This is a genomic window from Bacteroidota bacterium, assembly GCA_016718825.1.
Lineage (GTDB): Bacteria > Bacteroidota > Bacteroidia > J057 > JADKCL01 > JADKCL01.
In genome coordinates this window covers 402,167-415,090 of record JADKCL010000001.1, presented here as the reverse complement: position 1 = coordinate 415,090, position 12,924 = coordinate 402,167, and the positions used below count along the sequence as shown (strand labels likewise).

Sequence of the window (12,924 nt, the reverse complement as noted above, 5' to 3'; positions counted from 1 at the left end):
TTTCTTCGATTTGAGTCCCGAATCGCCCCGCACCATTGAAATCGTAGCCCCGGGAGTAAAAACGGTATCCGAATTGGAGCGCCTGCTTCGGTTCACCGACCTTTATTCCTTGATGCATTGACCGATTGGTCCAAAGATGTCGGATCATTGAAAAAAATAGCAACAATGTTGAAACCAGATGCAACCCAGGCGTTATATGCCTGTCATTGGGTTGTAAATCATCTGGAGTATGGCACAAAGAAAAATAGATTATCACATGGAACTGATCGCCAGATTGCGAGAAGGTGACCCCGGGGCTCAGTTTGAAGCCTACGAATTGTACAAGGTCGCCATGTACAACACCGCCCTGCGTATCGTCCAACATGCTGCCGAAGCCGAGGATGTATTACAGGAAGCCTTCTTGGCGGCATTTACCAAAATCTCGGGTTTCACCGGCGACAGCACCTTTGGGGCTTGGCTGAAAAGCATCGTCGTGAACAAGAGCATCAATGCGCTCCAGAAGGAAAAAGCATCCTTGAGTTTCAAGGAGCAAGCCGCGCAAGAGGCCGCCAACGCCGCAAAGGCGGACATGTATGAAGGTGAAGAACCGATTGTCTGGAATGTCGAGCAAATCAAAAGAGCAGTCGACCAACTTCCAGATGGCTATCGTGTCGTCTTTACCCTCTACCTCTTCGAAGGCTACGACCACCGTGAAATTGCTGAGATTCTCGGCATCTCGGAGGGCGGCTCCAAATCTCAATTCAACCGCGCCAAATCAAAATTGAAGGAAATTTTAACTGCAATGTCTTATGTCTAACAACCTCGAAGGATTCATCAAGAACAACAGGGACAAGTTTGACTCCCAGGTTCCGAGCAATCAGGTTTGGAACAATATTCAAACAGGACTCGCACAGCAGGCCGCAGCAGCTGCCGGCTCCTCTGCCGCAGGTGCCTCAACCGCAGCAAAGTCTGGCCTCGCCAAGATCGCGCTGGGCTGGAAGATCGCCCTCGTGACGACGATCACCGCCATCGTCGGTACCGGCATCTACTTCGTTGCCACCAACGGTAACCAAGATGGCAAGGATCCGAGCAAAATGACGGCGGTCGTTCCGCAGGGTGCCGACGACAATGCTGCACTTACCTCACAGGCAGAGTATCTCTACGAGGCTTCGCCGGTAGTGACCCCGCCGATGCCGGAGACCAACGTCCCCTACCTCGGATTCACCGTCAGCGCCGACAACGGCGGCACTTGGACCGCCCCAAGCGGAACCGTGCTCACCGTGGACCCCGGCACCTTTGTCGATGCACAAGGCAAGCCGGTCACCGGCGACGTTCAAATCAAATACCGCGAATTCCATGACGCCGAAGACATCATCTTGAGTGGCATCACGATGAAGTACAATGAAAACGGTGCCCAGGAAAACTTCCAGACTGCCGGAATGATGGAAATCCTCGGTAAACAAGGCGAGTCTCCCGTCTACATTGCCCAAGGCAAGGAAATCGACGTGCGCATGGCATCCTTCACCCCCGAAGACGACTACAATCTCTACTTCCTCGATCCCAAAGCGGGCTGGAAAGACATTGGAAAGCCGACGACTGAGGCAAATCCCGCCAAAAAGGCTTCAAAGCCTGGTAAGGATTTGGAAGGCTCAGGTCAAATGGCCTCCGTACCCCGCCCTCCCGTCAAAGGTGAAAAAGGTGTCGAGCAAGACGGAGAGGTGATGTTCAATGTCGACTACGATGAATTCCCAGAACTCCGTCCCTACAAGGAAGTGCGCTGGATGGCAGAAGACAAGGCGGCATACGCAAAGTTGGAGGACAAGATCCACAGCCATGTCTGGAACGATGCCACCTTGGATGAATTGGACAGCGAAGGTTTGCGCTACAAGATTACCCTCAAGCGCAAGTCAAAAGCCACCCTTTCCGTCAACGTGAAACCGATTTTGGAGGACGAGGACTACGAAAAAGGCATGAAACGCTTCAAGGAAAAGAAAGCGGCTTATGACAAAATGGTCATGGAGCGGGCACAGGAACAAGATCGTCTCGGTACCCAAGCCGACGTCTACCGCAGCTTCTCCATCTCAGGGTTTGGCATCTACAACTGTGACCGGTTCTATGGTTCAAAAGACGCGGTCAGCTACAATACCAAATTCGAGTTTCCCGAAAACAGCTACGTGAATGCCAGCAATACCGTGGTGTACCATATCACCGGCAACAACCGCGCTGTGATGACGTTGACGCCAACCGAAAACGTGCTGCTCAAATTCAATCCATCTGACGATAACTATCTTGTTGTGGTGATCCCTGGCTCAAAAGTGGCTGTATTTGGACCTGCGGGTTTCAAAAGTCTGCTGAACAAGTCAAAATCAATGCAACAGAAGGTCGTGTTTGAGGCCAAGGAAACCGAAGTGCATTCGGCAGCCGACCTCCGCTTGATACTTGGTGTTTGAACCTGACTCGGAATGCCCCAGGTTCCTGATTGGAATCTGGGGCATTTTTATGACAAACCACCTCGACTTGCTTACCTTTACCTTTAAGCTTTTTCCCAAGCTCAATCATTCACCACCTTGATCCACCTGCATCGACATATCGCAGTCCACGTTTTGGTGATAATCCTGTCAATGACCGCATTTGGGCAGATGCTGCCGGTCAAGTCCGGGAGGCTCTGGGGCATCATCGACCCAAATGGAAAGATGCTTGCCGAACCCAAATACAACGCCATTGCCAGGATCATGGACAGGCAAGCAGTGGTGGTATTGGACGGCAAATATGGCCTCGTGGATTCAGGAGGCAGAACCTTGATCGAGCCGTCTTATTCCTATCTCAAATGCATCTCCAACGACGTCATTCTCACCAATCTCGGCGGAGAATGTACCGGAGAGGACTGCGAAGGCGGAAAATGGGGAATCATGAACCGTTTGCTCGACCAAACCATTGCGCCGACCTTTCAACTGATCGCCGAATTCAATGACAAGGGGCATGCACGCGTAAATGTTGGAGGCAAATGCGGTTACGAAGACTGCGAAGGCGGACTTTGGGGCATCGTGGACACCACGGCCACCGAGCTGCTCCCTGCCCAATTCAAGCGGATCATGTATGGCCTCGGAAACGAAGTGTACGTCGAAGGTGACAAAGGCTGGGGTTTGTATGACCTCGCCCTCGGAAGGATGATCGTCGAGCCCAAGTACGAAAAGCTGGAACGCATTTCCCCGACGCATATTGCCATGCGCAGCGGCAAGCTGTGGGGTTTGCTCGACAACCGTGGCAAGCTCATCGTGGAGCCGACCCATGATGGCTTCAAGGACGCCGGTCTAAGTTATGTCGCCTACCAAAAAGGCCTGTTTTTAGGGCTGATGGACAGCACAGGTAAAATCCTGAACCAACCCATCCATACCTTTCTTTGGGTAAATCCCTACCATTGGGTGACCTACAAAATCAAGGATTACACCGGATTGGCAGATACCTCCGAGCGCGTCATTACCCGCGACATGTTCACGGAAGTGGCCCTTTTCCAAAAGGACTTTTGCCTCGTGAAGGCGAATGCAGCTTCGGGCGCAGTCAACCGGGCTGGTACGGAAATTGTGCCGGTCAAATATGACAATTGCTTGATGGCCAATGATTCCACGATTCTCGCCCGAAATGGAAACTATCTCAAATGGTATGCAACAGATGGTCAGGTCCGCAAATTCATCTCCTTTGATTCGCTCGGGAACTTCACTGCATCCAAGGTGGCACGCGCCAAGCTGAAGGGTCGATGGGGTATGATCAATGTGGAAGGGCAATGGTTGATTCCGCCGCAATACGATGATGTAAAAATCTACCTGCAAGCCGCCAAAGCGCGACTCGGTGAGGATTGGACCTTTTCCTATTTTGATGAAAACGGGCACTCTTCCAAGGTCAAGCGCATCGTCATCATCAAGGAAAAGGAAGATGAGGAGGTGGACTTGCTCTCCATTGCGGGAAATTCCACACTGGGTTGGTTTGTCTCCACTGCACGCAACCTCTGGGGCTTACGCGACAACCGCACGGGACGTGTGATGATCGATCCGACTTACCCGGCAATCGAGGTGGTGCCAGGAACGAAATACACCTTGGTAAAGGCAAAAATCAAGGGTTCGGAAGACTTTGCTTGGGGTCTTGTGGACCACACCACGGGTCGCACGCTTTCCGAACCCTTGTTTGAAAAGGTGTTTTCCAGCGATTGGAGGATTAGCCCCATGGCAAGGGTGATCTATGCGGGTTCGGGCCGGTATGCGCTCCTTTCCATGGATGGGAAAACGGCAACCTTTGAGAATGCCGCCTTTATCGGCCCGTTTTGTGACAGCATTGCCCGTATCAATTTGGGCGGGCGCATCGAATGGAGCAAAAGCGTTGCGATTGATACCATTCTCTCTGACCAATCGCGCGACGTTTTCAGCAATGAGATCAAAACCAATTATCAATATTGTCGCGGCGGCAAATGGGGATATATCGATACGCGCGGCAAATGGCTCAAACCCGTAGAGTATGAATCGGCCTTGGATTTTGACGGGAATATTGCCCGTATCAAGCAGAAGGGCAAATGGGGGGCAGTCAATAAGACATTTGCCATTGTCGTGGAACCAAAGTTTGATTTCATCGAGCGATTGTTTAGCGTCAATGACCGCATCCTGTTTGCGGTCGGCGAAGACCGCACTGCCTACGGCTTCATCGATCAAAAGGGCGAAATTTTCATTCAGCCCCGATTTGCAGAGGTCGGGCAATTCAGCGAGGGCCTTGTCAAAATCCGGGAAGGCCAAAAATGGGGCTATGCCAATTTGCAAGGCGAGGTGGTCATTCCGCCGCAATACGGTGCCGTCGGCGACTTTCACGAAGGGCGTGCCCGCGTGCGTGACAACCGCGCATGGGGCTATATCGACAGTGTGGGCAATGTATTGACGCCGCAGAAATACCTACGTGCAGGAGATTTCAAGGAGGGATTGGCTTGGGTGCAAACGGAGAAATTTTTCGGATTCATCGGGCTTGATGGGCAGATGGAAATCAAGCCGGCCTTTTCAGCGGTAGGTGATTTCAGCGAGGGGCTTGCCCCCGCCAAGCGCAAGGGCGTCTTTGGACTCATCGATCGGAAGGGAAATTGGGCGGTGCAGCCCAACTATTACCGCATCGGCAGCTTCAAAGACAGCGTGGCCGTGATCCAGGAAAAGGGACAGTTTGGCCTGATCAATCCCAAGGGCGAGTTTTTGGTGCGACCCCATTACAAGGAGATTGGCGACTTCAGTGAAGGCCTATCAAGGTTCAAAAGCGGATTGGAATATGGCTATATGGATGCCAAAGGCATTACCCGGATTGAAGACCAATTCGCCAATGCCGGGGATTTTGCTTGTGGACGTGCTGCGATCTTTGTCCAGGGAAAATGGGGGTTCATTGATACGTCGGGGGCGGTCATCATCAAACCCGAATTCCTGAAAGTCAATGCCTTCACAGAAAACCGGGCCGCGGTCAGAGTGGGCAATAAATGGGGATTTATTGATCCTTCCGGAGAGATTGCCGTGCCGTTGGTTTATGACAAAGTGACCGATTTCAAGGATGGTCGTGCAGCCGTGTTTGTCTCGGGATTGGGTTGGGGGTTTGTGAATCAGAACGGTACGCGGGTGATCGACTGCGAATATGATGGGGTCGGATTCCGGCAGGAAGGCATCATTTCGGTGCAAATGGGCACCAAATGGGGCTTGATCAACACGTTTGGGGCAGTCATGACACCTTGCAAGTACGATGCCATCGGCAATTTCAGTCAAGGTCTCGCCTCAGCCATGATGCGCCGGAGCATCGGCGTGGTAGATGGAAATGGCAAGGTTTTGCTCGATGCAAAATACGATACTGTGCGACGAATGGGCGATTTGATACAGGTCGAAGACGATGATGCCATCGGTTATATCGACCTGGAAGGCAAGTGGATTTGGGCCTTGACGAAATAGGATTCGGCTACAAAAAAGCCACCGGGGTTAGCCATTTTCGGCTTACATTCCATAACTTGCACACTCATTACCGCCCCTGGCAAAAATTACATGCGCAAGTATTTCAAAATTTTCTTTGGCTTCGCCCTTCTCACCATCGCGATCGGCACCTCTTCCTGTTTTGATATTTTTGAAGAATACGAATTCAACGCCGATGGCTCAGGCAAAGCCACGATGATTGTGGACGTTTCCAAAATGGTAGACATGATGGCTGCATTTGGCTCCGCGCTCGACTCCACAGGGGAGGGCGGCGGTGACAAGTCCATGGACGAAATGTTTGCCGAAAATGAAACCTACCAAATGCTCAAAACGTTGCCTGGAATCACCAACGTGCAAAACCTCAACGACAAGGAAAAGAAACAAATCGGCTATTCCTTCGAATTCAAAGACATGGATGCCTTAAACGCTGCCCAAGTCGCACGTGGCACGGATTTTGGCATGGGTGGAGCATTGGGAATGGGTGAAGAAGAATCCGGCGAAACGGAGAAGGAAAACACCTTCAGCTACAAAGGCAAAAAGTTCAGCCGGAAGCTCGACATGAAAATGGACCCAAAAGAGGACGAAGACGAAGAACAAAAGCAATACGCCGAGATGGCGATGATGATGTTCAAAGACGCCAAATACAACGTCAAATACACCTTCCCGACCGCAGTAAAGAAGGTCAAGGGCAACGATGCTGCCTTGGTAGGTGCCGACAAGAAGACCGTGACAATCGAAAACAATTTGAAAGATTTGCTCGATGGCAACGCCACGATGAATTCCGACATTCGGTTGAAATAAAATTTGAGCTGTATGAAGCTGCTGTTTTCCATTGTGTTGATGCTGACGACACTCAGCGCTTGCTCAGGCCAAGACAAAATGGCCAAGGCCAATCAATTGCTCTCCGAGCAGAAGTTCGTTGAGGCCGAGGCCGCCTTTCAAGCCATCGTCAAGGAAGACGCTACCCATGCCGGCGCCTGGAACGGGCTCGCGAACGCCAGGATGCAACAAGGAAAGTGGGACCTTTGCATGGCCGATTTCACCAAAGCCATTGACATCGCCAAAAAAGCCAATGCGCCCCGCGACACGATCGGCTCCTATGCTTTTGACCGCGGCTTTGCCAATTATATCCAAGGAATTTTCCCGTCAGCCAAGGCAGACTTCCTCTACGCAGTCGAATGTGGCTACAACGTCGGGGAGTCCTACGCCTACCTCGGCGTGAACGAAGGCAACATGGGCGACGACCTCCTCGCGCTCGACTACCTCAACAAAGCCGTCAAGGCAGATCCCAAAAGCCACTTCGCATGGACCAACCGCGGGTATTACAATTCGAAGCTCGGAGACAACAAAACCGCGATCAGTGACTTCAACAAAGCCATCGAACTCATGCCCGACGACAAGGTGAGCTTCCTGAACCGGGGGTATACCTACATCGGCATGGGCGACTATGCCACCGCGCTCAAAGATATCGACAAAGCATTGTCGTTGGATTCAACTTACCTGGGAGCCATTGCTTACAAAGGAATCATTCTCACCAATACAGGACAGGCCCCTGAAGGTGTCGTATGGATGTCAAGGGCAATCGAGATGCAGCCTGACAATCCGGCATTTTACTATTACCGCGGTGTGGCCCTGATCAATTCAGGGCAAATTGAAAAAGGCTGTGCAGACTTGAAGGTCGCTGCCGACGGCGGCAACTACGAAGGCGAAACGATGCGCAAACAGTATTGTGGAGCTGACGCACCCAAATAGGCTGGGATTCGCCACTCAAAAGGATACTTGGATCAGCCTTCAGGGATGAATGGCAAAGTCCTATTCCGCTGCTACGGCAATATCAATCCCCTCGTAGCCACTGTCAATCTTTGCATTGTCTTTGTACACGCCTCCGCCACTTCCCAGGATGTAATAGTGTCCATCTGCGGCGTCAATGGCAAGGGCTTCATAGCCGCTGTCAATTTTTGCATTGTTTTTATACACTCCGCCGCTCGTTCCCAGCACGTAGTAACCGGTAGCATCCACGGCAATGTCGATTCCCTGGTATCCACTGTCGATTTTGGCGCCGTCCTTGTAAACGTTGCCACCGGCAGTGAGCACATAATAATGACCCCCATAGGCATCGATGGCGATACCCTCATAGTCGGAGTCGATTTTTGCATCATTTTTGTAAACCCCGCCACTTACACCGAGCACGTACCAACCCGTCTCATCGGCCGCAATGTCTACAGCCTCATATCCTGAGGCGATCTTGACGTTGTTTTTGTACACACCGCCACCGGTGCCCAAGATAAAATAGTCATTCCCCGAAGCTGCGATGGCCAAAGCCTCATAACCACTGTCAATTTTTGCGTTGTTTTTGTAGACACCGCCACTTGTTCCGAGAATGTAATAACTCACGGTTTGTACAGATGGGGTCTTCTGCATGGCGGATCCCAAGCAAACCAAGGTGATTGTCAGGAAAAAGGAGGACAAGTTTCGAATCATAATACATTCATAATCTGTGTAATACCATAGGCCGTGGCGCCCATGGATCCAAGCCTGAAAATGTAAAACAGAAGGCAAGAATGCAAGATCGATTTTTAACGACTTTGACAATTCGAATTGCTTGCACCTTTCCAATGAATACCTCAATTTAGCTTCGAGTTTCCGTGTGGTATTTGCAGGAGGCGAAAAACGTAAAATTTGAATCAGAATGGGCTTCAGGCAGACATACAAAGGCATTTTTCAATTCAGGGACCAAGCTGCCCTTGAGCGTGCCATGGCCGAAAATCAATCTGAGGCAAGCGGCGCAGATGCAATGGGTCTGCAAGACAGCTTCCGTAGCGAAGGTGTCATGCTTCTGGACATCGACGCCATCGCTGGCGAGCAAGATTGGGAAGAAATGGCAGTCGCCATGGCAACTTTGGCCATGCACGCCTCCCGTGGCTTTCTTTATGCCGTAGCTTTTGACCGCAACGATGGCAAAAAGTCCGAAGTAGAGTACTACGAAGCCACCAACGGTCGCCGCAAACCCAATCCTGCCAATTCCGAAGCCGCGCCATCGCTGAAAGACGACCATTTTCCACTCGTCGAGGGTTCCGCCTACGAATACAAATCCAGTGGAACCAAGCACGATACCTACCGCTACAACGTGCGCAAAATCGAGGTCAATGGCCTGGATTATTACTTCCTCGAAAATCCGGAAATCAGCGGCTCCTACTACAACGAAGCGCTGGACAGCACTTATTTCTGCAAAGACAAGTCGTTTTTGTCGACCGTCATTGCCGGAAACGAAAGGGAATTGCATTCGGTCGATCCTGACAATCCGCGCTCGTTTCAGCTGATTTACAACAATGCAAGTCAGCCTGGAGATGTGCTTTATGCGATTTGGAAGGCTGGAAACCATTTTTCCGTTTTCACCACCGAGCAAAAGGTAGATGTGGTGGTACCGGCTGGCACATTCAAGGATTGTATGAAAATCAGGGTCGAAAGTTACCACGTCAACGAGGAGACGATGACCACTGAAGTTCAGTATCAGTACTTTGCAAAGGGCGTTGGATTGGTGAAATACGAAAAGGGCGAAGTCTGCCTGGAACTCAAATCTTATCATGTGGAAGGCTAGGCATTGGACGGCAACCCTTGCCGTGGTGCTTGCTTTTGCCCCCCTTTTCTTGCGTGCCGGCGGTGAAGACAGCCTTGCCCTTCACGAAAAAATCGCGATTTCACTGCGATTTCCGACGATTTCCTATACCGATTCCCTGAAAACAGATTGGAAAGCCTTTGATGCGCTGGCCAATTTCTTGCGTGTAGCATTTCCAAAGGTCAACGCCGAATGCAAACCCGAGGTGATCGGGGGCCATTCCCTCTTGTTTCGTTGGGAAGGCCGCAAGCCGGAAAATCTTCCTGTCATGTTTTATGCCCACCAAGATGTGGTCCCCGTCGAGAGCGAAAACGGCGAAGGCTGGACCTACCCGCCATTTTCGGGCGAAATTGCCGACGGCTATATCTGGGGACGCGGCGCACTTGATACAAAAAGTCTCATCGTCTGCCAATTGGAGGCTGCCGAGCGGCTGATCGCTGCGGGATTTCGGCCCGAGTCGACAATTTACTTTGCCTTTGGACATGACGAAGAAGTGGGCGGCAATCAAGGTGCCTCCCGGATTGCGCGTCGGTTAGGGGCAGAGAACATCCGGCTGGACTGGGTGCTCGACGAGGGATTGGGCGTGATCAAAGGGGCATTCAAAGAAACGGATCCACCGATCGCCTTGGTCGCAATGGCCGAAAAAGGCCATGCCAACATCCAACTCAAAGTTCTGGGAAATGGCGGGCATTCGGCGACGCCGCCGTTTGAGACCGTGATCGGCAAACTCGCCATGGCCTTGGACCGGTTGGCAAAAAATCCGATGGAAGAGCGGCTGTTGCCCTTGGTCATGGAAAGCCTGCGCAACGTGTCGCCGTTGATGGACAAAAAAACGCAGTTTGCCATGAAGAATGCCCGCTTGCTGCGCAAGCAGATTCTTCATGCGCTTGCCAAGGATCCACTGACCGATGCCATCATCCGCACCAAAATTTCGCCGACGATCATCAACGGCGGACTCAAATCGAATGTTTTGCCCAAGGAGGCGACGGTGGTTTTGAATGTGCGCATCATGCCCGGCGACAGCATCGCCTCCGTGGTGGAGCATATCCGTAAGACGATCAACGATCCCGGCGTCGAAATCACCGTGATGGAGGATCCGACCGAGCCCTCGCCGGTCACGAGTCACCAAAGTCAAGAGTTTGCCATGCTCGGCGAAACGATCACCGATATCTATCCGACGGCAATTTTGTCGCCCGCGCTCATGCCCGCGGGCACGGACAGCAAACACTTCATCCCCTTGAGCGAAAATCTCTTCCGGTTTTCCCCGTTTTGTGTGCACAAAGACGAGGGCGGGCGCATTCACAACACCAACGAACGGATTTCGGTGGCAGCCTGCGAAGACATGCTTGCCTTTTACATGTTACTTTTTCAAACCCTGCCCTTGCATGGAAGAACACCTGAAAAAAATCATGGCGCAGGTCATCGATGAGATGATCCCCGTTCACAAGTTCCTCGGCATCAGCCTGCGCGACGTCAAGCCGGGTTGGGCGCAGTTGTACCTGCCTTACCGCCCCGAATTGGAGGGCGATCCGCGGAGCAACCGGATGCACGGCGGCATTATCGCCTGTCTTTTGGACTCAGCGGGCGGTGCCGCTGCCATCACCACACTTACCGGCCCTGACGACATGATCTCTTCGATCGACATCCGGGTGGATTATTTGGAACCGGCCAAACCCGACAACGTGATTGCCGAAGGCGAAATCGTGCGCAGCGGCAGCGCGATCATCGTGACGCGCATGAAGGCTTTTCACGAATCCACGGGAGAAGTGATTGCTGAGGGAAAAGCGGTGTACAGGGTCAAACGCAAAGGCGATGGATTTGGATTGGTGAGCGGGGATTGAGGAATGTTTTAGGTCGAGGACCCGCAGAAAGGTCAGTTCTGACTTGATTTTTGCGGTTTTCGAAGGAGCGAAACGATCAGCATACAAGCCACCAAAGGAATCAGCCAGGCGATCCGGGATTGGAGACGTGAATAGACATTGGCCAAGGCGCCGGTCAAAACTGCATTCGCCGCATAACTCAAGCAGGAAATGGCAGCAAACCAGATCAAATTGGCTGAGATGGCGCGGCCTTTGAGGATCAGAATTCCCAGAATGACCAGCAAAGACAAAATCATCGTTGCCCAAAGCGCTTTGATTTCCCATTCGAAGGAAAATTCCCGCTCAAATTGCTTCGAAGCGAGATAGGCGGGCACATCCTCGGGCTTGGCTCGTTCAAAAAACTTGTAGGGAGAACTGGATTCGTTGTAGGGTGTGATTCCTTCGCCGACGGAAAGGGCAAACATTTGGGCATAGCCGGCTTTGGTGGCCTCCTTTGCATAGCCCTTGAGGTACTTTCCCCGGCTGAAGAAGTCATTCAACAAGGAATCGTAGCCTTCTCGTGAATTTTCCCAATAGCCTGTTTTTTTGAAGGGCGAATCGTCTTCCCAGATGAATTCGGCGGCAGTGGCGGGTAGCGAATCTGCGTAGGGACAAAGCGGCCATTGTTTTTCCGCACAGGTTTCGTGCAAATAGTCACGCAACAATCCTGTTTCCGAGAGGCGGGCCATGGTGAAAATATGCGAGGAACGCGTCATCCGCCAACCAAAGCCGTTGTTGTAATTCACATAATAAAAGGAGAGGACTGCGAATGCGGCTGGCAGCAATGCCCAGACGATGCTTCCAAATCCGAAAGGCATTTTTCGTTTGCGCAGTTTTTGCACGAAGGCCCATGTTGTAATCGCTCCAACGAGACCGAGCAGCAAGGCCGCGTGGCTGTAATGGCTGAAGCAAAACAGAAACAGGGAAAATGCAACCGCCAACTTGCCGGCAAGGCCCAATTCGCGATCAAACAGCAGGAGAAAAAATCCCAAAACGACCAAGCCAACAAACACGTCGGGCATCAATTGGCTGGCATACCAACCCATGCCGGTCAGTCCGACGATGACGGTCAAGGCAACCGCATAACCCAGTCGCGCATTCGAAGGCAACAGAACCCGAACCGTGCGCAGCAGCAACCAGGAAAAGAGGAGCGATTGGGCGATCAGCGGCAGCCAAATGTTCCCGCCCAGCGCGGTGTACCTTATGAACAAGCCATAACCAATCGGTCTTGCAAGCGGAACTTTCCCTTCGAATGCCGACGCCAGATAAGCGCCCGTATCGGAATAGACCAGCGGAAAACCGTTCCAAAACGCAGCCAAACACAGCAAAACCGTCCCCGCCACGACCAAGCCAAGGTCCGGAAGGCGGCGGGAAAACGTTGCAATTGAAATTTGGGCCATGCGTTTTGCGGGTGTTTCCGCAGCTTCAAATAAACGAACAAAACAGGGGAATAATGAAATCAACCGAATTCTAAGAATCCCGAGCAACAAAATTGGTT

The 12,924-nt window shown here is 51.9% G+C and carries 11 protein-coding genes; 9 read left to right on the top strand and 2 right to left on the bottom strand.

Annotated features, from left to right (window positions below; genetic code table 11):
• The first annotated feature begins 10 nt into the window (after positions 1-10).
• The 6 genes from IPN95_01750 to IPN95_01725 all read left to right on the top strand — a co-directional run bounded on the left by IPN95_01750 (position 11) and on the right by IPN95_01725 (position 7,703).
• Positions 11-121 carry a hypothetical protein gene (locus tag IPN95_01750; GenBank protein ID MBK9448144.1) on the top strand — a complete coding sequence of 37 codons (111 nt, stop codon included), beginning with the start codon at positions 11-13 and terminating at the stop codon, positions 119-121.
• Positions 122-229: 108 nt separating this feature from the next.
• Positions 230-796: an RNA polymerase sigma factor gene (locus IPN95_01745; GenBank protein ID MBK9448143.1), complete on the top strand. Its 567-nt coding sequence runs from the start codon at positions 230-232 to the stop codon at positions 794-796.
• The gene (locus IPN95_01740; protein MBK9448142.1) at positions 789-2,429 is read left to right on the top strand and encodes a hypothetical protein; all 1,641 of its coding nucleotides are present in this window, start codon (positions 789-791) and stop codon (positions 2,427-2,429) included. Before IPN95_01745 ends, IPN95_01740 begins: the two co-directional genes overlap by 8 nt.
• Positions 2,430-2,585: 156 nt before the next feature.
• The gene (locus tag IPN95_01735; protein MBK9448141.1) at positions 2,586-5,933 is read left to right on the top strand and encodes a WG repeat-containing protein; all 3,348 of its coding nucleotides are present in this window, start codon (positions 2,586-2,588) and stop codon (positions 5,931-5,933) included.
• Positions 5,934-6,023: 90 nt separating this feature from the next.
• Positions 6,024-6,752 carry a hypothetical protein gene (locus tag IPN95_01730; GenBank protein MBK9448140.1) on the top strand — a complete coding sequence of 243 codons (729 nt, stop codon included), beginning with the start codon at positions 6,024-6,026 and terminating at the stop codon, positions 6,750-6,752.
• A 12-nt stretch (positions 6,753-6,764) separates the two neighbouring features.
• Positions 6,765-7,703 (top strand): tetratricopeptide repeat protein, encoded by a 939-nt coding sequence (locus IPN95_01725; protein ID MBK9448139.1) that lies wholly within the window; start codon positions 6,765-6,767, stop codon positions 7,701-7,703.
• A 60-nt stretch (positions 7,704-7,763) separates the two neighbouring features.
• Here the strand turns inward: IPN95_01725 and IPN95_01720 are convergent, their stop codons facing one another.
• Complete coding sequence (locus IPN95_01720; protein MBK9448138.1) at positions 7,764-8,432, bottom strand: hypothetical protein; 669 nt, start codon at positions 8,430-8,432, stop codon at positions 7,764-7,766.
• A gap of 208 nt (positions 8,433-8,640) precedes the next feature.
• Here IPN95_01720 and IPN95_01715 point away from each other — a divergent pair, with 208 nt between their 5' ends.
• From IPN95_01715 to IPN95_01705, 3 genes are read left to right on the top strand one after another with little or no spacing between them, the layout of a single operon-like run.
• Entirely contained in the window at positions 8,641-9,549 is a 909-nt protein-coding gene (locus tag IPN95_01715; GenBank protein ID MBK9448137.1) for a hypothetical protein, read from the top strand.
• A complete protein-coding gene (locus IPN95_01710; protein MBK9448136.1) occupies positions 9,536-10,996 on the top strand; it encodes a M20/M25/M40 family metallo-hydrolase in 1,461 nt (486 codons plus the stop codon). Before IPN95_01715 ends, IPN95_01710 begins: the two co-directional genes overlap by 14 nt.
• Complete coding sequence (locus IPN95_01705; protein MBK9448135.1) at positions 10,953-11,408, top strand: hotdog fold thioesterase; 456 nt, start codon at positions 10,953-10,955, stop codon at positions 11,406-11,408. Before IPN95_01710 ends, IPN95_01705 begins: the two co-directional genes overlap by 44 nt.
• Before the next feature lie 32 nt (positions 11,409-11,440).
• Here the strand turns inward: IPN95_01705 and IPN95_01700 are convergent, their stop codons facing one another.
• Positions 11,441-12,826, bottom strand: coding sequence for a hypothetical protein (locus IPN95_01700; protein MBK9448134.1), 1,386 nt, complete (start codon positions 12,824-12,826; stop codon positions 11,441-11,443).
• Positions 12,827-12,924: the final 98 nt, after the last annotated feature.

Coding starts and splice junctions, on each gene's coding strand:
- IPN95_01745 (MBK9448143.1), top strand. CDS start 230: ATGGCACAAAGAAAAATAGATTATCACATGGAACTGATCGCCAGATTG.
- IPN95_01740 (MBK9448142.1), top strand. CDS start 789: ATGTCTAACAACCTCGAAGGATTCATCAAGAACAACAGGGACAAGTTT.
- IPN95_01730 (MBK9448140.1), top strand. CDS start 6,024: ATGCGCAAGTATTTCAAAATTTTCTTTGGCTTCGCCCTTCTCACCATC.
- IPN95_01725 (MBK9448139.1), top strand. CDS start 6,765: ATGAAGCTGCTGTTTTCCATTGTGTTGATGCTGACGACACTCAGCGCT.
- IPN95_01720 (MBK9448138.1), bottom strand. CDS start 8,432: ATGATTCGAAACTTGTCCTCCTTTTTCCTGACAATCACCTTGGTTTGC.
- IPN95_01715 (MBK9448137.1), top strand. CDS start 8,641: ATGGGCTTCAGGCAGACATACAAAGGCATTTTTCAATTCAGGGACCAA.
- IPN95_01710 (MBK9448136.1), top strand. CDS start 9,536: ATGTGGAAGGCTAGGCATTGGACGGCAACCCTTGCCGTGGTGCTTGCT.
- IPN95_01705 (MBK9448135.1), top strand. CDS start 10,953: ATGGAAGAACACCTGAAAAAAATCATGGCGCAGGTCATCGATGAGATG.
- IPN95_01700 (MBK9448134.1), bottom strand. CDS start 12,826: ATGGCCCAAATTTCAATTGCAACGTTTTCCCGCCGCCTTCCGGACCTT.